Origin of the sequence: Streptomyces sp. NRRL F-5123 (genome assembly GCF_000721495.1) — a bacterium.
GTDB lineage: Bacteria > Actinomycetota > Actinomycetes > Streptomycetales > Streptomycetaceae > Actinacidiphila.
The window spans coordinates 167,112-186,429 of sequence record NZ_JOHY01000001.1 but is presented as its reverse complement, the minus strand read 5'-3'; the positions used below and the strand labels follow the sequence as shown (position 1 = coordinate 186,429).

Annotated in this window: 20 protein-coding genes; 15 read left to right on the top strand and 5 right to left on the bottom strand. The window is 75.1% G+C overall.

Annotated elements, in window-relative coordinates; translation table 11 throughout:
- Positions 1-24: 24 nt before the first annotated feature.
- The 8 genes from IH54_RS39155 to IH54_RS47540 all read left to right on the top strand — a co-directional run bounded on the left by IH54_RS39155 (position 25) and on the right by IH54_RS47540 (position 6,275).
- Positions 25-327, top strand: coding sequence for a phosphopantetheine-binding protein (locus tag IH54_RS39155; RefSeq protein WP_031512096.1), 303 nt, complete (start codon positions 25-27; stop codon positions 325-327).
- On the top strand, positions 324-1,292 hold the full coding sequence (locus IH54_RS0100845; RefSeq protein ID WP_052396916.1) for a hypothetical protein: 969 nt from the start codon (positions 324-326) through the stop codon (positions 1,290-1,292). Before IH54_RS39155 ends, IH54_RS0100845 begins: the two co-directional genes overlap by 4 nt.
- Positions 1,289-2,386, top strand: coding sequence for an alpha-hydroxy acid oxidase (locus tag IH54_RS0100840; RefSeq protein WP_031512093.1), 1,098 nt, complete (start codon positions 1,289-1,291; stop codon positions 2,384-2,386). The genes IH54_RS0100845 and IH54_RS0100840 overlap by 4 nt, the downstream gene beginning before the upstream one ends.
- Complete coding sequence (locus IH54_RS0100835; RefSeq protein ID WP_043179384.1) at positions 2,383-3,693, top strand: PLP-dependent aminotransferase family protein; 1,311 nt, start codon at positions 2,383-2,385, stop codon at positions 3,691-3,693. Before IH54_RS0100840 ends, IH54_RS0100835 begins: the two co-directional genes overlap by 4 nt.
- Positions 3,694-3,779: 86 nt before the next feature.
- Positions 3,780-4,451, top strand: coding sequence for a 4'-phosphopantetheinyl transferase family protein (locus tag IH54_RS39150; protein WP_159011588.1), 672 nt, complete (start codon positions 3,780-3,782; stop codon positions 4,449-4,451).
- 200 nt (positions 4,452-4,651) lie between these two features.
- Positions 4,652-5,602, top strand: coding sequence for an alpha/beta hydrolase (locus IH54_RS0100825; protein ID WP_031512089.1), 951 nt, complete (start codon positions 4,652-4,654; stop codon positions 5,600-5,602).
- A 203-nt stretch (positions 5,603-5,805) separates the two neighbouring features.
- A complete protein-coding gene (locus tag IH54_RS46480; protein WP_031512087.1) occupies positions 5,806-6,162 on the top strand; it encodes an NPCBM/NEW2 domain-containing protein in 357 nt (118 codons plus the stop codon).
- Positions 6,153-6,275 (top strand): hypothetical protein, encoded by a 123-nt coding sequence (locus tag IH54_RS47540; RefSeq protein WP_267965159.1) that lies wholly within the window; start codon positions 6,153-6,155, stop codon positions 6,273-6,275. The genes IH54_RS46480 and IH54_RS47540 overlap by 10 nt, the downstream gene beginning before the upstream one ends.
- 86 nt (positions 6,276-6,361) lie before the next feature.
- Here the strand turns inward: IH54_RS47540 and IH54_RS0100810 are convergent, their stop codons facing one another.
- Positions 6,362-7,042, bottom strand: coding sequence for a macro domain-containing protein (locus IH54_RS0100810; protein WP_031512085.1), 681 nt, complete (start codon positions 7,040-7,042; stop codon positions 6,362-6,364).
- Positions 7,043-7,296: 254 nt separating this feature from the next.
- Here IH54_RS0100810 and IH54_RS0100805 point away from each other — a divergent pair, with 254 nt between their 5' ends.
- Complete coding sequence (locus IH54_RS0100805; protein WP_031512083.1) at positions 7,297-8,916, top strand: ADP-ribosyltransferase domain-containing protein; 1,620 nt, start codon at positions 7,297-7,299, stop codon at positions 8,914-8,916.
- A gap of 61 nt (positions 8,917-8,977) precedes the next feature.
- Here IH54_RS0100805 and IH54_RS0100800 read toward each other — a convergent pair whose 3' ends face one another.
- Entirely contained in the window at positions 8,978-10,069 is a 1,092-nt protein-coding gene (locus tag IH54_RS0100800) for a pectinesterase family protein (protein ID WP_052396915.1), read from the bottom strand.
- Positions 10,070-10,471: 402 nt separating this feature from the next.
- Here IH54_RS0100800 and IH54_RS0100795 point away from each other — a divergent pair, with 402 nt between their 5' ends.
- On the top strand, positions 10,472-11,305 hold the full coding sequence (locus IH54_RS0100795; protein WP_078861815.1) for a pectate lyase: 834 nt from the start codon (positions 10,472-10,474) through the stop codon (positions 11,303-11,305).
- A 108-nt stretch (positions 11,306-11,413) separates the two neighbouring features.
- On the opposite strand, the gene IH54_RS0100790 is transcribed toward IH54_RS0100795, so the two are convergent.
- Positions 11,414-12,049: a winged helix-turn-helix domain-containing protein gene (locus IH54_RS0100790; protein ID WP_052396914.1), complete on the bottom strand. Its 636-nt coding sequence runs from the start codon at positions 12,047-12,049 to the stop codon at positions 11,414-11,416.
- A 103-nt stretch (positions 12,050-12,152) separates the two neighbouring features.
- Between IH54_RS0100790 and IH54_RS0100785 the strand changes: the two genes are divergently transcribed.
- Both IH54_RS0100785 and IH54_RS0100780 read left to right on the top strand, forming a co-directional pair.
- Complete coding sequence (locus tag IH54_RS0100785; protein WP_031512078.1) at positions 12,153-13,442, top strand: MFS transporter; 1,290 nt, start codon at positions 12,153-12,155, stop codon at positions 13,440-13,442.
- 257 nt (positions 13,443-13,699) lie between these two features.
- Positions 13,700-14,533: a glycoside hydrolase domain-containing protein gene (locus tag IH54_RS0100780; RefSeq protein WP_031512077.1), complete on the top strand. Its 834-nt coding sequence runs from the start codon at positions 13,700-13,702 to the stop codon at positions 14,531-14,533.
- Here IH54_RS0100780 and IH54_RS0100775 read toward each other — a convergent pair.
- Positions 14,503-15,375, bottom strand: coding sequence for a helix-turn-helix domain-containing protein (locus IH54_RS0100775; protein WP_052396913.1), 873 nt, complete (start codon positions 15,373-15,375; stop codon positions 14,503-14,505). The two genes, IH54_RS0100780 and IH54_RS0100775, sit on opposite strands and share 31 nt — an antisense overlap.
- Before the next feature lie 49 nt (positions 15,376-15,424).
- On the opposite strand from IH54_RS0100775, the gene IH54_RS0100770 reads away from it, so the two are divergent.
- The 3 genes from IH54_RS0100770 to IH54_RS0100760 all read left to right on the top strand — a co-directional run bounded on the left by IH54_RS0100770 (position 15,425) and on the right by IH54_RS0100760 (position 18,657).
- The gene (locus IH54_RS0100770; protein ID WP_052396912.1) at positions 15,425-15,898 is read left to right on the top strand and encodes a DUF2000 domain-containing protein; all 474 of its coding nucleotides are present in this window, start codon (positions 15,425-15,427) and stop codon (positions 15,896-15,898) included.
- Between the two features lie 740 nt (positions 15,899-16,638).
- Positions 16,639-17,943 (top strand): MFS transporter, encoded by a 1,305-nt coding sequence (locus IH54_RS0100765; RefSeq protein ID WP_031512073.1) that lies wholly within the window; start codon positions 16,639-16,641, stop codon positions 17,941-17,943.
- Between the two features lie 114 nt (positions 17,944-18,057).
- Positions 18,058-18,657, top strand: a complete 600-nt coding sequence (locus IH54_RS0100760; protein WP_031512071.1) for a dihydrofolate reductase family protein — start codon at positions 18,058-18,060, stop codon at positions 18,655-18,657.
- A 13-nt stretch (positions 18,658-18,670) separates the two neighbouring features.
- Here the strand turns inward: IH54_RS0100760 and IH54_RS0100755 are convergent, their stop codons facing one another.
- Positions 18,671-19,297 carry an NAD(P)-binding domain-containing protein gene (locus tag IH54_RS0100755; RefSeq protein WP_031512069.1) on the bottom strand — a complete coding sequence of 209 codons (627 nt, stop codon included), beginning with the start codon at positions 19,295-19,297 and terminating at the stop codon, positions 18,671-18,673.
- Positions 19,298-19,318: the final 21 nt, after the last annotated feature.

The window sequence follows — 19,318 nt, the reverse complement described above, 5'->3', positions numbered from 1 at the left end:
GAACCCCCCTGAGAGGCCAGACCGATGACGGAGCAGCACCCCGCCCCGACCACGATCGACCCCGAGCTGCGCGAGCGGCTCGTCGACGGCATCCGCGACCTCCTCCCGCGCGTGCTCAAGCGCGAGGTCGACGCGGTCACCGCCGACACCGCGCTGCTGGACGCGCTCGGGCTGACCTCCACCACCGGCCTCGAACTCGTCCTCGAACTGGAGGAGCAGCTCGACCTGGAGATCAGTGTCGAGGAGCTGGGCCGCGAGGACTTCGGCACGGTCGGCTCGCTCGCCGACTACGTCGCGGGCAACCTGCTGACGGACGCGGACGCGTGAGCGTGCGGACCCTCGTGCCGGGCGCCGCCGCGGCCGCCGCCCCCGCGGGCTGGGGCGTGCGCCGGGCGGTCCGCCTCGCCTTCCCGGACCCGGCGCCCCGCGCACCGGTCCCGGAGCGCACCGAGCGGCTGCGCGTCTACCTCACCGACCTGCTGCACCCGTACGGGCTCGCCCTCGACGCGGAGGAGCCGCCGGACCGTGGCGGCCACTCGTACGGCGACCTGGCCGCGGCGCTGATCCGGCAGGCGGTGCCCGCGGGCGAGCACGTCGACCTGCTCGTCCTCGCGTACGCCGTCCCGGACGTCACCCCGGGCCGGGCCACGGCGACCTGGCTGAGCCATGTGTGCCCCGGCAACCCGCTGGCCTTCGCCGTCGCCGACCAGGGCCCGGCGGCCGCTTTCACCGCCCTCCGGCTGATCCACGCCTACGCCGCGACCGCCGCCCTCCCCCGCGCCCTCCTCCTGACTGTCGAGCAACCGGCCCTGCCCTACCCGCCGTTGACGTCCCGCCGAGCCGGTGTTCAACCGCCGCCCGCACAGCCGGCCCCGGACGCCCGCGCATCCGACCCGCCACTGCTGCCCGACGCGGCCTACGGGGTCGCCCTGCTGCTCGGACCGCCCGAGCCCGGCGAGCGGGCCGCCGGGCTCGGGTCCCTGCGCGCGGGGGGCGCGACCGCCGCGGACGTACGCGACGCGCTCGGCGAAGGCGGCGGGGTCGCGGTGCTCGGGGCCGGGGTCGACGGGCGGGGGCTCGGGGCCGGAGCGGAGGTGCGCCGCGCGGCCGCGGGGCGGCCCGGCACGGGGGTGTGGTGGGAGCTGGCCGGCGTCCTCGCGGCGCCGCCCGCCGGGCCCTGCCGCGTGGTGCTGGCGGACCGCGCGCCCGGGTCCGGCGGCCTGGCCCTGGCCGCCGTCGACGTCCCGGCCGTCGCCGTGTGGGAGACCGCCGCCGCGGGAGCGCGCCGATGACGGCGCCGGCGCCGGCCCTCGCCGGCTACGAACGCGCCGCACGGCAGCAACTCGACGGCCCCGTCTGGGACTACATCGACGGCGGCGCCGAGCGCGAGCGCACCCTCGCCGCCAACCGCCGTGCGTTCGAGCGCGTTTCGCTGCGCCCGCGCGTCCTCGTCGACGTCTCGCACTGCGACACGGGCGTCGAGCTGCTCGGCGCGCGGCTGCGTACCCCGATCGGTGTCGCGCCCACCGCCTACCACCAACTCGCCCACCCGGACGGCGAGATCGCGACCGCGCGCGGCGCCGCGGCGGCCGGGGCCCTGTTCGTGGTGAGCATCTACGCGAGCCGCTCGCTGGAGGAGATCGCCGCCGCGGCGCCCGGCCCGCGGTGGATGCAGCTGTACTGGCTGCGCCGCCGCGAGGCCCTCGCCGACCTGGTCGCCCGCGCGGCCGCCGCCGGCTGCGGCGCGATCGTGCTGACGGTCGACGCGCCGCGGCTGGGCCGCCGCCACCGCGACGCGCGCAACGGCTTCGCGCTCGGCCCCGGCATCCGCGCCGCCAACCTCGACGCGGCGCTGACCGCCACCGCCCATGTCGCCGCCGCCGGGCGCTCCGCGCTCGCCGTGCACGCCGCCGAGGCCGTCGACCCGGCAGTGACCTGGGCCGACCTCGGCTGGCTGCGCGAACGCAGCGCCCTGCCGCTGGTACTCAAGGGCATCCTGACGGCGGAGGACGCGCGGCTCGCCGTCCGGCACGGCGCGGACGCCGTCGTCGTCTCCAACCACGGCGGCCGGCAGCTCGACGGCGCCCCCGCGAGCCTGGACGCGCTGGCCGAGGTGGTGGACGCGGTCGGCGGGGCCTGCCCCGTCCTGCTCGACGGTGGGGTGCGCGGCGGCACCGACGCCTTCGCCGCGCTCGCGCTCGGCGCCCGCGCCGTGCTGCTGGGCCGCCCGGTGCTGTGGGGTCTCGCGACGGACGGCGCCGCGGGCGTGGCGGGCGTGCTGGACCTGGTGACCGAGGAGCTGGCGCACACCATGGCCCTGGCGGGCCGCCCCGACCTGGCGTCCCTCGACGCCTCGGCGGTGACGACCGGAGGAGGTGCCCGATGACGGTGCAGCTGCGGCGCGAGGACCTGCACGTGTCCGTGACCGACCCGGAGTCGGCGTCGATGAACTTCCTCAACGAGATCACCGCCCGCTTCCCCGACGCCGTCTCGCTCGCGGCCGGCCGCCCGTACGACGGCTTCCACACCACCGACGACCTGCACCGCTATCTGCGCAGCTACCTCGCCCACCTGGAGGCGCTCGGCCTCGGCCGCGAGCAGCGCGAGCGCCAACTGCTCCAGTACGGCAGGACCAACGGCCACCTCGGCGGGCTGATCGCCCGGATGCTCGCGGTGGACGAGGGCGTCGAGGTGCCGGCGGAGGCGGTGATGGTCACCGCCGGGTGCCAGGAGGCCATGGTCATCGCGCTTCGCGGGCTGTGCGCGCGGCCCGGCGACGTGGTGCTGGCCGTCGAGCCCTGCTACGTCGGCCTGACCGGCGCGGCCCGCGTGCTCGGCGTGGAGGTCGTCCCGGTGCCCGAGTCGGCGGACGGCCTGGATCCGGAGACGGTGCGCGAGGTCGCCGCGGCGGTACGGGCGTCGGGTCGGCGGCCGCGCGCCCTCTACCTGGTCCCGAGCTTCGCCAACCCCTCGGGCGCGTCCATGCCCGTACCCGCGCGGCGGCGGCTGCTGGAGGTCGCCGAGGAGGCCGACCTGCTGGTCCTGGAGGACGACCCGTACGGCCTGTTCGGCCTCGACGACGAACCGCGGCCCACCCTCAAGGCGCTCGACGCCGGGGGCCGGGTGGTCTACCTCGGCTCGTTCGCGAAGTCGTGCTTCCCCGGCGTGCGGGTGGGCTTCCTGGTCGCCGACCAGGTGGTGGCCGGCGCGGACGGGCGGCGCACGCTGCTCGCCGAGGAGCTGTCGACCGTCAAGAGCCTGCTGACGGTGAACACCTCGCCGGTCGCGCAGGCCGTCGTGGGCGGCTTCCTCGTCGAGTCCGGCTGCAGCGTGCGGGCGGCGGGCAAGGCGAAGACCGCCTTCTACCGCGCCAACCTGCGCACGCTGCTGGGCGCGCTGGAGCGGGAGTTCGCGGGCGAGCCGCGGGTGCGGTGGAACGCCCCGGCGGGCGGCTTCTTCGCTGTCGTGGACGTGCCCCTCACCGCGGACGAGGCGATGCTGGAGGTCTCGGCCCGCGAGCACGGGGTGCTCTGGACGCCCATGAGCTTCTTCTACACCGCCGGGTCCGGTGGCGGCCGCCACCGGATCCGCCTGTCGTGCAGCGCCCTGCCCCCCGACCGCGTCGAGGAGGGCGTCCACCGCCTCGCCGCCCTGGTCCGCGCCCGCGCGGACGCCCCGGGGGCGGACCGGTGACGCTCCCGGGGGCCGCGCGGCCCGACGGCGTACCGGTCCAGGCGCAGGCGGGGGTAAAGGCGCAGGTACAGGTGCAGGTGTGGCTCGTGGGCGACCGGTGGCCGGACCCGCTCGTCGCGGAGCTGCTCGGGATCCTCGACGACGAGGAGCGGCGGCGCGCCGCGGCGTACCGCTCGGCCGACGACCGGCGGCGCTTCGTGCTCGCGCACGGCGCGCTGCGGCACGTCGTCGCGGGGGCGCTGGGCGCGCCGCCCGGCGAGATCCGCTGGACGCGTGGCCCGCACGGCAAGCCCGAACCCGCCGGACGGTGGTGCGGCGTGCACGTCAACCTCTCGCACTCCGGCGAGGTCGCGATGGTCGCCCTCTGCCCGTCCCGCCCGGTCGGCGTCGACGTCCAGCAGGTGCTGCCGCGGCTGGACGCGGTGGCGATGGCCCGCCGCTGGTTCCCGCCGCCGGAGGCGGCCGCGGTGACCGCGGCCCCCGGCCCGGAGGCCCGCGCGCGCCTCTTCGCCCGCCTGTGGGCCCGCAAGGAGGCGCTGACGAAGGCGCACGGGGGGCGCCTCGTCGAGGGCCTGCGCGTCGCGGTGCCGCCCGGCGGGCCGCCGCCGGACACCCCCGCGCCGGACGCCTGGGCGCGGGCGTACCGCGTCCACGACATCCAGGCGCCCGCGGGCTACCGGGCGGCGGTCGCCGTGCCCGGCGGCGGCGCGGACCTCGCCGTCACCCACCACGACTGGCCCGGTCCGGCACCACCGTGACGGCTCCGCCCCGCCCGTCCGCACACCCCGCCGCGGATCCGCCCGGCGCCCGCGCCACCGCCACCACCGACCACCACGGCGCGCCCGCCGGCGCCGACCGCCGACCGCCACAATGCGCCCGCCACCGCCGGCCGCACCGCCACCGGCCCGCTCGTGAAGGCTCCGCGTCCCGACCCCGGCCCCCTTCCCGGAGACACGCCATGCCGCTCGACCCGCAACTCCAGGACCTGCGCGACCAGCGCGCCCGCAGCGGAGCGACACCGCTCTACGCGCTCTCGGTGGAGCAGGCCCGCGCCGCCGACCTCGCCGCGATCCGCGCGTCGGGCGGCAGCCCGCGCGAGCTCCACGACGTCACCGACCGGACGGTCCCCGGTCCCGGCGGGCCGCTGCCGATCCGGGTCTACCGGCCCGGGCCCGGCCGCGAACTGCCTGTGCTCCTCTACTACTTCGGCGGCGGCTGGACGCTCGGCAGCCTCGACACCGCCGACCTGCTGTGCCGCACGCTCGCCGCGGAGACCGGCTGCCTGGTCGTCGGCGTCGGCTACCGGCTCGCGCCCGAGCACCCCTTCCCCGCGGCGGTCCACGACTGCCACGCGGGCCTGCGCTGGGTCGCGGAGCACGCCGCCGAACTCGGCGCCGACCGCGCCCGTCTGGCGGTCGGCGGCGACAGCGCGGGCGGCAACCTGGCCGCGGCGGTGACGCTGCTCGCGCGCACCGACGGGGACCTCCCGCTGTCCGGCCAACTCCTGGTCTACCCCAACACCGACCAGCTCGCCGACGACCCCTCGATGCGCGACAACGCCGACCCGTACCTCTTCAACCGCCACTCGGTGGCCTGGTACACCCGCCACTACCTGGCCGGCGCGGCCGACGCCGCCGACCCGCTGGCCTCGCCACTGCGCGCTCCCGACCTCCGCGGCCTGCCGCCCGCGCTGGTCATCACCGCGGAGTACGACCCGCTGCGCGACCAGGGCGAGGCGTACGCGCGCCGGCTCGCCGAGGCGGGCGTGCCGGTGGAGGCGACCCGCTACCCGGGCATGGCGCACGGCTTCTTCGCGATGTCCGGCGCGGTGGACGCAGCCGCGGAGGCCACCGCCCAGGCGGCCCGCCACCTGCGCCGCTGCTTCGGGCTGCCACCGGAAAGGGGCTGACGCCGCGGCGCGCGGGGAGGGGGCGGCGCGCCACAGGGCCGTCACGGGTGGGACGGACCGGGCTCGGTTGACGGTCCACTGCTGGACTGCGCCGCCGTCGCCGTCCCACAGCACGAGCTGCCCGCCGTCGGTGCGGCCGGCGGCGGGCCACCGCGACGTTCGCGCAGTCGGGCGTCGCCCAGTGGCCGCGCCAGGACACCGAGGTGGGCGTCACCAACCCGCCGCCGCCCTCCGGGGTGAACGACGTGAGCGACATCGACTTCGCCTCCGCCACCAACGGCTGGGGACCGGTCGAGCGCGACCGGTCCGACGACGAGACCGGGTCCGGTGTCGGCAAGCCGATCACGATCGGCGGCACCGTCCACGCCAAGGGCCTGGGCGTGAACGCCCCCTCCGAGGTCGCCATCGACGTCCGGGCCCGCTGCACCCGTGTCGAGGCGCATGTCGGCGTGGACGACGAGACCGGCGGCAAGGGCAGCGTGACCATCACCGTGCTCGGCGACGGCAAGCCGCTCTCGGCAACGCAATTCTGCGCGGCGGCCAGGGCGCGGTGGACCTGACCGCCGACACGACGGGTGTCCACATCCTGACCCCCGCGGCCGGGGACGGCGGCGACCGCACCTCCTTCGGCCACGCGGACCGGGGCACGGCGCAGCTCACCTGCGCCGGCTGACCCGCGCGCGTCCCGCCACCGGCCGCCGTCCCGTCACCCCCGAGGTGGCGGGACGGTGGCCCGCGGCACGCCGCGGCACCAGGCCGTCAGCGGCGGGCGGCGGACCGCGCCTGCGGCGGGGATATCCGCACCCGCCGGGTCTCCGGCACGCTCTCGATGTCGTCGAGCTGCGCGACGATCGTGCGGCGCAGGTCGTCGTAGTCCTCGAACGTGTAGTCCTGGAAGAGGGTGTAGCCGGTCCACATCAGGTTGGCGCACACCCGCGCCGGCACCCGTCCCGTCCGGGCGCCCATCCCGACCAGCGCGACGGACCCGATGCTGCCGGGCACCAGAGCGTTCTGCCGGTGGACGGCCTGGAAGGCGGCGGCGCAGGCGAGCGCGACGTTGAGGGTCTCGCTCACGTTCTGCGCGGACTCCTCCATCGTCGGCGCCGAGATCAGGTACTTGGGGCGGACCGCCCCGGACGGCACACACACCGCGCTGCCCACCGGCAGCCGGCCGCCCGCCTCGTCGCGGATCGCGCGCTGCACCCGAAGCTGGATGCCCGCTCCCAGATGGCGCTTGACGACCGCGTCCACCCCGCCGTCCATCCGGCCACGGGAGTTGGTGGGGCTGACCCACGCGTCCACGTCCTGGTCGAGGATCGAGGCCTTGCGGATCTCGATCCCGGGCGTGTCCGCGAAGGCCGCCCGCCACGACTCCACCACCGTCGCGCTCACGTCGGCCAGCACCACCCGGAGCGGCTGCTGCACACGGTCCACGGTCATGGGTCCCCCTACGGTCGAGATCTTTCCCCTTGTCGATCACGACGCTACCCCGCCCCACTGACAACGCCCCGCCGCACGCTGCACGGCCGCTGACGGCACGCCACCCGTCACCCGGCCGCCGGGCGGGTGCGCGTGAGCGGATGTCAGACCCTGCCGGTATGAGTAGAGGTGCCGCAGCCGGCCGCCCGACGGCCGTGCGGGCCGGACACCGTACGGCCGCGGCTGGACACTTTCGACACACCGGAGATCCCGCCATGAGCGACGCCCCCACCACCCCCGCCACGCCAGGACCGGACGACCCGCTGGCTCTCGCGGAGCTCTTCGCGGGCGGCGGCGAGCCGTGGCTGCCGCTCCTCAAGCCGGTCATCGAGGCCCAGCCCGGTGCGGCGGATTTCATCGGGCCGCAGCGCCGTCCGGAGGTCGTCCCGGTCCGCGAGCTGACCTTCCAGGCGCTCAAGCCGCACGCGCCGCACAAATGGAAGGTCGTGGTCTTCGGTCAGAACCCGTACCCGCGGCCGGAGAGCGCCACCGGCATCGCGATGTTCGACAACACCTTCCACGACTGGAAGGACAGCCAGTTCGGACGGGTCGTCAGCATCCGCTGCATCATCAAGGCGGCGGCGATGTGGAAGTACGGGATACCCAAGAAGACCCCGATCGCGGACGTCCGGGCGCTGCTGAAGGAGAAGGAGACCGTCCAGCCGCCGGAGTGGTTCCAGGCGATGCTCACCCAGGGCGTGCTGCTGCTGAACGCCGCGCTGACCGCGCACAGCGACGGCTCCGCGGGGCCCGACCGGCACACCGCCTTCTGGCGGCCGGTGGCCGAACGGATCGTCGAGGAGATCCTCAAGGCCAAGCAGGACGCCCCCGAGGAGGACCGCGGGGTGGTCTTCGCCTGGTGGGGGGCGCACGCGCGCAGTCTCAAGCAGGTCGTCGTGCGGCTGCAGAAGAAGTATCCCGGTGTCGAGGTACGGCACATCGACCACTGCAACCCGGCGGCTCAGGGCGACATCTTCTGCGACGGCGAGCACTTCGCGGTCGTGAACGACGCCCTCGCCTCGCTCGGCGCCGACCCCGTCGACTGGCTGCCCAGCGCGGGGTGGAATGCCGCGGCGGCGGAAGCGGGCGGCGCGGACGGCGACGTGGCGAGCCGGATGGGCGCGTTCATCACGTCCACGATGGAGCTGCACCAGCTCTACCTGGAACGCCTCGCGGGCGTGAAGGACGAGGGTCTCGTCCTCCCCGCCGTCACCGGCGTCCTCGACACGCCGCTCATGGACTTCCGGGACGCGGTGGGCCCGGTCGTCGAGCTGCTGCCCGCGCTGGACGGGCACGTCCGCCGCTCGCACGAGTTCGGCAAGCGGCGGGCGGACGAGCTGTCGGGCGTCCTGTCGCCGGAGGCCATCGCCGCGCTCTACCTCTACACGTGCGAGTCGGCCTTCTACCGCGAGATCAACGCCGTCCTGCGCGCGCCCGACCGCAGCCGGGTCGTCCCGTACCTGCCCTACCTGCGGCTGCTGTTCTCGGCGGTCTCCGGGCTCCCCGCCAGGACCGAACCGCTGTGGCGCGGCGTGCCGCTCGACCTGCGGGCGCAGTATCCGCTCGGCCGGACCGTCACCTGGTGGGGCGTGTCGTCCTGCACGCCGAACGTCGGTGTCGCCCGCGCATTCCTCGGCAGCCGCGGCAAGCGCACCCTCTTCACCGTCCGGCCGCTGCGCGCGACGGGCATCCAGAGCTTCTCGGCCTTCACCGGCGAGGAGGAGTTCATCCTGCTGCCGGGCACCCAGCTGAAGGTGACGGACGTCCACGCCGAGCGCGGCGGGCTGTGCACGGTGACGCTCACCGAGCTGGAGGACCGGCCCCTGGTGTCCTGACCCCTGCGCACCTCGCACACCCTGCGTAGCCCGCGCACCTCCCGTCCACGGTCCGCGGTGCTCAGCGTCCCGTTGACCGCCAGGGAGCCCAGCCGTCGTCACCCGCGAGATACGCCTCGCGGGTCGCCGCCGCGGCCTGCGCGGCGGTCAGCTGCGGCCGCTCCGCGGGGTCGGTGACTGCCGCTCCCGGCCCGCGGTTGGCGTACTCGCCGAAGCGCATGCTCTGCCACGGGTGGCCGGCCGACATGTCGGCGTAGGGCCGCGCCGCGTCGATGCCCGCGCCGAGCACGCTGTCGCGCACCGTCAGCATCGGCACCGCGGTGGTGTCCGAGCTCGGCACCCACGGCCGGGCGAGCTTGTACGCGCCGTCCGGGGCGCCGCTGGTGATCCGGCAGCGCGTCGCGAGGAAGCCGTGCGGATCGGCGGCCGTGGTGCTGGGCGCGAAGACGAAGCCGTACGGCGGCGCGGCCAGGTCCGTCCGGTCCAGGGTGCGGAAGTGGCAGCGGTCGAAGACGGCGGTGGCACGGCCGAAGACGAAGTCCACGTCGCCCTCGGCGTAGCAGTCCCGGAAGAACTGCCGGGCGAGGACGTCCTGCGCGAGGCTGTCGGCGTAGAGCGTGTCCTGGTGGCCGAGGAAGCGGCAGTGGTGGAAGGCCGACCGGTCACCCTGCACCTTGAGCGCGACCGCCTGGGTGCCGGTGACGCCGGGGTGGTCGGCGCGCAGCCAGTCGTTGGCGAAGGTGGTGCCGCGGGCGGTGAAGCCGGCGGCCTGGACGGTCACGGTGGCCGAGCCCGAGGTGCCGTAGGTGCCGCCGCCGGGCTTGGGTGTGCCGTTGGCGTTGCCGAAGACGATGACGGTGTCGCGCGGGTCGCCCGTCGCGCCGAGCAGCGTCAGCCCGGACGCTGCGGCGGTGACCAGCACCGTCTCGCGGTAGGTGCCGGGGCCCAGGACGATGACCGCGCCCGCGCCGGGCACGGCGTCCACGGCGGCCTGGACGGAGGTGAAGTCGCCCCGCCCGTCCGGGGAGACGTGCAGCGCGCCGCGGGTGTGCCGCCCGTCGCGGGCGTGGGCCGCGGGTGCGGCGGTGGCTGCCGCCCCGAGGGCGACGGCGGATGCTCCGGCGGTGAGCAGGGATCGGCGGGTGAGCGTCACAGGGCCACTCCTCGGGGCGTGCGGGCAGGCTTCCCTCGGCACGTTCCGGAGTATGAACAGGATCCATGTCCGTGCACAACCCGTCAGGGCAATAGTAAGCCTTTACTACCACTGTGTGTGCTGACTCGAAAGATGGCCGCCCCTTCCGTCGATGCGCTTCACCATCAGCGGCGACCGGCGCACCTGCGCACCTCCTGACACCTCACGCCACCGGAAACCGCGCATTCGCGGGATAGTTGCGACGAGAGGTGCGCATGGCCCGAACCTTGCGCAAGGTGTTGCCCGCCCGGCGGACGTGTCCTACGGTGCTGGGCACCGCAGCGCTTCGACGGAGTGTGACCCCACATCATTAGCAAGCGCTTGCCGATCATGAGGTTCATCCCCCCACAAAGGAAGAGCACCATGTCCCCACGCACTGAGGCACCCCACCCGCCGCACCGGCACCCGCACCGCCGACGCCGCCGGTTCGCCGCCGCCCTCGGCACGGTCACCGCGCTCGGCACCGCCGCGGTCGCCACCGGGGCCTTCCTGCCGTCGGCCTCGGCGGCGACCTGGCCCACGCCCACCAGCAACCACGGCACCGGCTCCACCATCTCGGTCTCCGGCACCAAGGACTACGGCCTCGCCCGCTACTACGGGACCGGCGCCCTCGGCACGAGCGGCCAGTCGGAGGACCAGGGCCCGATCTTCGACCTGGCCCCCGGCGCGACGCTGAAGAACGTCATCATCGGCTCGCCCGCGGCCGACGGCGTGCACTGCGAGGGCAGCTGCACGCTGCAGAACGTGTGGTGGGAGGACGTCGGCGAGGACGCCGCCACCTTCCGCGGCTCCTCGTCCTCCAACGTCTACACCGTCACCGGCGGCGGCGCGCTGCACGCCTCCGACAAGGTCCTGCAGTTCAACGGCGCGGGCAAGCTCGTCGTCAGCAACTTCGCCGTGCAGGACTTCGGCAAGCTCGTACGGTCGTGCGGCAACTGCTCGACGCAGTACAAGCGGACCATCGAGCTGAACGGCATCGAGGCCACCTACAAGGGCAGCGCCATCGCCGGGATCAACACCAACTACGGCGACACCGTCTCCCTGCGCAACATCACGATCGTCGGGGACAGCAGCCACAAGATCGTCCCCTGTCAGAAGTACATCGGCAACAACACCGGTGCCGAGCCCCCGAAGAACGGCTCCGACGCCGACGGCCACTACTGCAACTACACGCCGTCGGACATCACCTACCGGTAGCTCCCCGCCCACCCACCACCACCCGGACCGTCCGCGGCGGGGCGCCCAGCGGCCCCGCCGCGGACGGTCCGGTCCACCGCGCTCCGGGCCGGCCCCGTCCGGGAAGCGTCAGCCAGCGGGCGGCGCGGGGGCGCGGGGCGACCAGAACATCAGCAGGAAGTCCACCGGGACCACCGCGCCGCCCTTGTCCGCCGGACCGTTGAACTCCTCGACCAGCGCGGCCAGGCGGGCGCGGAAATCGGCGGCGCGGTCCGCGGACAGGTGGGTGTCGAGGGCGACGATCATCGGGCCGAGCGGATCGGGGGAGCCGTCGGGGGCGGGATCGCGCCGGAAGCGGCCGGTGGTCACGTCCTGGACGAGGCGGTCGCGCACGTCGTTGAGGGCGGCCGCGAAGGCGTCGGCGACCTCACCCGCGCTGCCGGGCGTGGCGAGCAGTTCGCGGCTGAGCCGCAGGGCGAACTGCGCGACCTGGTAGTGGCTCTCCTGGATCCCGGAGACGAGCCGGGTCCGCGCCACCCGGATCAGGCCGGTCGTCTCCAGCACCTTGATGTGCCGGTAGAGCCGGGTGACCGGCAGGTCGAGCATCGCCGCGAGGTCCTTGACCCGGTACGCGGCGTGCACGTCGGTCATCATCGCGCGCAGGATCGCCAGCCGCAGCGGGTCGGACAGCGCCTTGAGCGTCTCCACGTCGGCGACTTCCCGGACGGTCCGCACGCCCTCCGGCTCCTCGGCGTCCTCGGCCATCGTCGTCCCGCCCTTCCCGTCGTGCGTGCGCCGGCGCCTCGCGTCCGGCGCTCTTCCCAGTTCAACACTAGTCAACCGTTCACCTGATCCCTACCATTCACGTATGAGTGAATGTTTCGTCGAACGTGAACATGGTGCGCCTGCCGAGCTGCCGCTGCGGCGCAACCGCCGCTTCCAGGCACTGTGGATCGGAGCCGCCGCCGCCAACCTCGGGCTGGAGACCGTCGAGGTCGCCTGTCCGCTGCTCGTCCTGGGAATGACCGGATCCCCGGCGCTGGCGGGCCTGTTCGGCTTCACCGAGGTCGGCACGGCGATCCTGGCCGGGTTGCCCGCCGGCGTCGTGGTCGACCGGCTCGACCGGCGCCGCGTCCTGCTGGTCTCCGAGGCGGTACGGGCGCTGGCCCTGACCCTCGTCGTCGGGTGCCTGGAGGCGGGCGTGGCCAACCTCGGCCTGCTCCTCGGGGCCGCGGTGGCCCTGGGCACGGCGACCGCGTTCGGCGCGCCCGCCCGGATGCTGCTGCTCCGCGCGGTGGTGCCGGACCACCAGCTGACCGCCGCGCTCAGCCGGGACGAGGCGCGCGGCGGAGCCGCCGCGCTGGCCGGACCGCCGCTGGGCGGCGCGCTCTACCTGGCCTCGCGCGCCTTCCCGTTCGCTGCCGCGGCCCTCGGCTTCGCGGTCTCCTTCTGCTGCGCCCTTGCCGTACGCGTCCCGGCCGCGGACCCGGCGGACCCGGCGGCCGGTCCAGGCGCGGCTGCCCCCCCGGCCGCGCGGCCGGCGAGGGCGGCCCGGCCGGCAGCCGAGGCGCTGGCCGGGCTGCGCGAAGTCGCCGGCGACCGGCTGCTGCGCGCGGCCCTGGCCGTCATCTGCGGCTTCTACTTCAGCGTGACCGCGGCCGTCCTCGTGGTCGTGGTGGCCCTGCGGCACCAGCACCACTCCTCCGGCGCAATCGGCCTGGCCCTCACCGGCACCGCGGTCGGCATGCTCGCGGGCGCGATGCTCGTGCCGCGGCTGGACCGGCGGCTCGGGCCCGGCACCGTGCTGCTGGCCGCCTCCGCGCTCACTGCCGCGGGCGTGGGCCTGCTGGCGCTGCCGCTCGGCCCGGTGTGGGTCTTCGCGATGCTCGCGCTGGCCGCGCTCGGCCTGCCGGCGCTGCGGATCCTGGTCGACATCCTTGTCTTCCGCCGGACCCCGGACCACCGGCGGGGCCGCACGATAGCGGCGACGATGACCCTCATCGGCGCGGGCGCCCCGCTCGGCTCACTGGTCGCCGGGCTCGCCCTGCAACTGCTCGGCGTGACCGGCGCCGTCGTGCTGGTCGCGGGCGTCCAGGCCGCCGTCACCGCGGCCGGACTGCGCAACCGGCACGTCACCGCGGCCCGCTGGCCGCGGTGAGCCTCCCCCCGCTCTCCGGCCCGGCGGCGTCATCGCCGGTGCTCCACCTGTCCGGCCTACTCCGCCACCCCCTCCCCGCCCGCGGTCCCCCGCTCCCCCCGGGCTGTCGAGAAGGCCCTTCCGGACGGGCGGTGCGTACGGGTCGTACCCCTGTGCGGAAGTGGCTCGCGGAGCCCTTACGATCAGGCTCGTCCGGCGTGGCCGGGCGTTGGTCGTGGGGCGGGCCCGGGAGGGCCGCCGGAGAATGAGGGTGGGGATTGTCCAGGCACCGGTTGTCGAAAAAGGGGCGGTACATCGCGTGGGGTACGGCTGCGGCCGTCGTCGCGGCGGGGGGTGTGGTGATGGCGCAGTCGTCGATGGCGGCGACCACGTGGCCCGCGCAGAAGACCTTCACCGGGCGGGCGTTCGACACGTGCACCGCACCGTCGCAGGCGGCGATGAAGGCGTGGAAGGCGGACGGCTACTACGGCGGCGCGGCCGTCTACGTGGGCGGGCGGAACCGGGGCTGCGCACAGCCCAACCTGACCGCCTCGTGGGTGAAGGCGGCCAACACGGCGGGCTGGAAGCTCGTCCCGATCTACGTCGGGGCGCAGCCGCCGTGCCAGACGGGGACGAAGTCGGAGAAGCTGAGCACGTCCACGGCCACGGCCGCGTCGCTCGGTGCGACTGACGGCAAGGACGCGGTCGCGAAGGCGGCGGCGCTGGGGATGAAGGCCGGTTCTGCGGTCTACCTGGACATGGAGTCGTACGACGTCACCAACACGTCGTGCAACAACGCCGTGCTGGCGTACGTGCGTTCGTTCAGCAAGACGCTGCGCGACAAGACCTACCGCGCCGGCTACTACGGGTTCTCGACGTCCAGCGCCAAGGCCGTCGCCACGGCGGCGAACCGGACGGACCTGCCCGGCAACCTCTGGTACGCGCTGTATGACGGCAAGGTCACCACCACGACGGACTGGCCCTGGAACGCGCAGCTCTACACCGGCCACAGCCGGGCGCACCAGTACCAGGTCAACAGCAAGGAGACCCGCAAGGGCTACACGCTCACCGTGGACCGCGACTACTGGGACGGCCCGGTGGCCATCGTCTGAGAGCGGACGGGTGCGGCGGGCCGCCGGCGGGGATCCCCGCCGGCGACCCGCGCGCGTGCGGCGTAGCGCCCGGGGGCGGTGCCCAGCACGCGCTTGAAGTGGCGGCTGAAGTGGGACTGGTCGTAGAAGCCCACGGCGGTCGCCACCTCGGCGGGCGGCCGGCCGTCCAGCAGCATCCGGCGGGACAGGTCGACGCGGCGCGACATCACGTACTGGTGCGGGGCGATGCCGAAGGCGGCGCTGAACGCGCGCACCAGGTGCGTGGGGTGGGCGTGCAGCCGGCGGGCGGCCTCGTCGAGCGTGACGCCGTCGCGCAGGTGCGCGTCGAGGAGGTCGCGCAGCCGGCGCGCGACGCCGGTGTCCTGCCGGGGGAGGGCGGGGACGAGCCGGGGGCGCAGGTGCGTGCGCAGCCGCTCGCCGACGAGGGCGAGGCGGCTCTCGGCCTCCAGTTCGTCGCCGGGGCGGGCGAGGGCCTGGTGCAGCTGCCCGATGCGGGTGCGCAGCAGCGGGTCGGCGAGGTCCGGGGTGTCCACGGCCGGGGCGATGAACCGCTCGTCGAGCTGCGTCATGTCGAGGTAGAGGACGCGCTTGCGGAAGCCGTGCGAAGTGGCGGGCGAGCCGTTGTGCGGGACCTGCGGCGGCAGCACGCTCACCGTGCCGACGGGGGTGCCGTGCTCGCTGCGGTCCAGGTCGTAGCGGACGGCGCCGTCGTCGACGATCAGCAGCGTCCAGGCGTCGTGCACGTGCATCGGGTAGGAGTGCGCGGTGAAACGGGCATGGAGGACCTCCACGACTCCCGCCACCGGCGGGCGCCACGCGGAGGTCTCGTGCGCCTGTGCCATGCAAAGAACGTACAAGACCGGCGCCGCCGGCGGCCGCGAGGCTGGAGGCATGGAAACGCTGAACGACACCCCGGACGAAACCGTGGACGAGGCCGGGGCCGGCTTCGCGCCCGTACGCTTCGACACCAAGATCGCCGTCCTGCTGCGCGACGACCTCGCGACCTGGCAGCGGCTGAACGTGACCGCCTTCCTGGTGAGCGGGCTGGGCAGCGTCCTGCCGGAGGTGGTCGGGGAGCCGTACGAGGACGCCGACGGCACCGCCTACCTGCCGATGTTCCGCCAGCCGGTGCTGGTCTTCGAGGGCGGCAAGGAGACGCTGACCGCCGCGCACGGCCGGGCGCTGTCCCGCGCGCTGCCGGTGTCCGTCTTCACCTCGGACCTGTTCGCGACGGGCAACGACCGCGACAACCGGGCAGCCGTGCGGGCGGTACGCCGCGAGCAGCTCGACCTGGTGGGGCTGGCGGTGCACGGCCCGCGCAACGCGGTGGACAAGATCCTCAAGGGCGCCCGCATGCATTCCTGAGGCCCGGGAGGGCTGTCAGAGCGTGAGCCCGTCGCGGGTGACGTACCAGTTGTGGAGGCCGATCAGCGCGCCGAGCAGCGCCGGCCACAGCGCAGGGCCGCGGTCCGGTTCGGTACGGGCTCGGCGGCGGCGCCCTCCGTGCCGCCCTGCGGTGTGCGGTGTGCCGGGCCCGCGGGAGCCCCCGTGACGTCCTCCTGGTGGCACGGTCGAAGACGTCGGCGAGTTCGCCGTCCGGGGCCCGCACGTCGAGGCCGCGGCCCTGGGCGGCGCGCCGCACGACGTCGTCGATGGCGGCGCGGATCACCCGCGCCCCCGCCCGCCGGTCGAAGGGGCGGAGCTCCCCCGCCCGCCGGCCGCGGCGGAGCTGCTCCACCCGGGCCGCGAGACCGGCCCCGGCCGCGCCGAGGAAGGCGGCCGTGACCGTCGAAGTGGTGGCTGACCGTCCCCGTACTGCTCAGCCCGGCCCGCTCGGCGATCTTCGCGAACAAGGCCCGGTGGTAGCCCGATTCGGCGGTGGAGAAGCCGGGCCGAGGGACTGCGCAAGGCGGCACCGGAGGCGTACGGAAGGCGGCGGGAGGACCGGGCAGGGGCCCGCCGACGGCGGTGCGGGCGGCCCCTGCGGGCGCTGCCGGACCCCGGCGTCCCGGAGCGCGTCCCCGCCGGGCGATGACACCCGCGGCGTGCGCGGCGCCGGAAAAGCCTTTGCCCCGGCGGCCCCTGGCCAGGAACGATGCACGGCTGTGGAAAAGGATGACGACGCTGCCCGCCCGAGCCGCCTGCGGGCACTCCTGCCGGACGTGACACCCTGGCGCACCTCGCGGGACTTCCGGCTGATGTGGCTCGCGGGGGTGATCACCACCTTCGGCAGCTTCCTGACCCTGGTGGCGCTGCCGGTGCAGGTCAAGGACCTGACGGGCTCGGCGGCAGCGGTCGGGGCGATCGGCGCGGTGGAGCTGGTGCCACTGGTCGTCTTCGGGCTGTACGGCGGGGCGCTCGCCGATGCCGTGGACCGCAAGCTGCTCATCAACGCCAGCGAGGCGGCGCAGGGCCTGCTGTCCGCGGCGCTGCTGGTCAACACGCTGCTGCCGCACCCGGGGGTGTGGCCGCTGTACGTGGTCGCGGCGCTGTCCAGCGCGCTGACGGGGCTGCAGCGCCCGGCGCTGGACGCGATCGTGCAGCGGATCGTGCCGCGCGACCAGCTCGCGGCGGCGGCCTCGCTCAACGCGCTGCGCTACCAGGTCGGCGCGATCGCGGGGCCGTCGCTGGCCGGTCTGGTGATCGCCTGGGCCGGTCTGGAGTGGGCCTACACCGCCGACACGGTGACCTTCGCGGTCTCGGTGTGCCTCGGCCTCGGGCTGCGCCGCTCCCCGGCGGCGCACGACGCCGCCCGGCCGTCGCTGCGCGGGATCGCGGAGGGCGCGCGCTACGCGTGGAGCCGCAAGGAGCTGCTGGGCACGTACGCGATCGACCTGGCCGCGATGTTCTTCGCCTACCCTGCAGCGATCTACCCCTTCCTCGCCGACGACCTGCACGCCCGCTGGTCGCTGGGCCTGATGTACGCGGCCGGGTCGGTGGGCTCGCTGCTGGTGAGCCTGACGAGCGGCTGGGCGACCCGGGTGCACCGGCACGGCCGGATGGTGGTTCTCGCAGCGGCGGGGTGGGGCGCGGCGATGGCGGGTGCGGGCTGGGTGCGGGAGATCTGGCTCGTGCTGCTCTTCCTGGCGCTGGCCGGGGGGATGGACATGATCAGCGGGATCGGCCGCAGCACGATGTGGAACCAGACGATCCCGGACGCGCTGCGCGGCCGGCTCGCGGGCATCGAGCTGCTGTCGTACTCGGTCGGCCCGCAGCTCGGCCAGGTCCGCTCGGGCGCGGTCGCCGCGGTGACCTCGGCCCGTACGTCGGTGTGGTCCGGCGGTCTCGCCGGGGTCGCCGCGGTCGGCCTGCTGGCGGCGTCGCTGCCCGCGCTCATGGCGTACGACGCGCGGACCGGCGGTGCGCCGCAGCCGGTGCCGCGCGCGCCGGAGGGCGCGGAGGCGGCCTGAGCCCCGGCGGCCGATGATTTTCCGGGCCCGCGCCGGTCCAACGGGAGAGCGGGTCTCAGGACCGCGCGGCCGCGGGAGGCGGTCTCCCCGGACAGGCCAGGAGAACGGAGTGCCATGAGGATCGTCGCCATCGAGCACATGACGCTGGACGGCGTGGTGCAGGCGCCCGGCCGCCCCGACGAGGACACGCGGGGCGGCTTCACCGCGGGGGGCTGGGCGGCCGAGCGCGCCGGCGACGGGACGGTCGCCCGGATCTGGGGCGAGCGGCTGTCCGCGGGAAGCGGCTTCCTCCTCGGCCGCCGCACCTACCAGGACGTGCTCGGGCACTGGAACGCCGAGGGCGGTCCCTTCCGCGACGCGCTCAACGCCGCCCCGAAGTACGTCGCCTCCCGCAGCCTGGCCGAGCCGCTGCCGTGGCCGAACTCGGCTCTGCTCGGCGGTGACGTGCCCGCCGCGGTGGCCGGGCTGCGGCAGGTCCCCGGCGGGGACCTGCACGTCATGGGCAGCGCGGAGCTGGTCGCGTCGCTCGCGGCGTACGGCCTCGTCGACGCGTACGTGCTGTGCGTGCACCCGATCGTGCTGGGCGCCGGCCGCCGGCTGTTCGCGGAGGGCTTCGCGCCCGCCGCCTTCGAGTCCGTCGAGGTGACGCCGACGCCGAGCGGCGTGGTCGTCGCCGTGTACGCGTCCGGCGGCGCGGTGGCGGAAGTGCCGTAGGCGCGCGGCGGTGTCAGGCCGCGTGCAGGGCCGCCGCCAGGTCCACGGCGGGCAGTTCGGCGGTGTACACGTCGGTGCCGGGCTCGTGCTTGCGCCCGCCGGCGGCGAGCGGGCCGGCGTCGACGGGGTCGAAGCCGATCTCGCGGATGAGGCCGGCCACGACCTTCTTGGCCTTGTCCTCGTCGCCGGAGACCGGGATGGCCAGGCGCTCGGGGTCGCCCTCGGGGCGGCCGCGGTCGCGCAGGTTCTCCCAGAAGATCGCGTTGAAGGCCTTCACCACGTCGCCGCCGGTCGCCGCGCGGACCTTCTCGCTGGACGTGGTGGAGCCGTCGTCCAGGTCGGCCTCGTGGCCGTCGCGCTGCGGGTAGTAGTTGCAGGTGTCGACGACGATCTTGCCGCTCAGCTCGTTGCGGGGCAGCTCGTCGATCCGGCCGTAGGGGATGCTCACCACGGCCACCTCGCCGAAGCCCGCGGCCTCCGCGGCGGTGACGGCCCGCACCCCGCCGCCGATGTCGGCGGTCAGGCCCGCGAGGGTCTCCGGGCCGCGGGAGTTGGCGAGTGCGACCTGGTGGCCGGCCGCGGAGAAGTGGCGGGCGAGCGTGGAGCCGATGTGGCCGGCCCCGATGATTCCGATACGCATGCGTGCTGCTCCTTGCGGTGG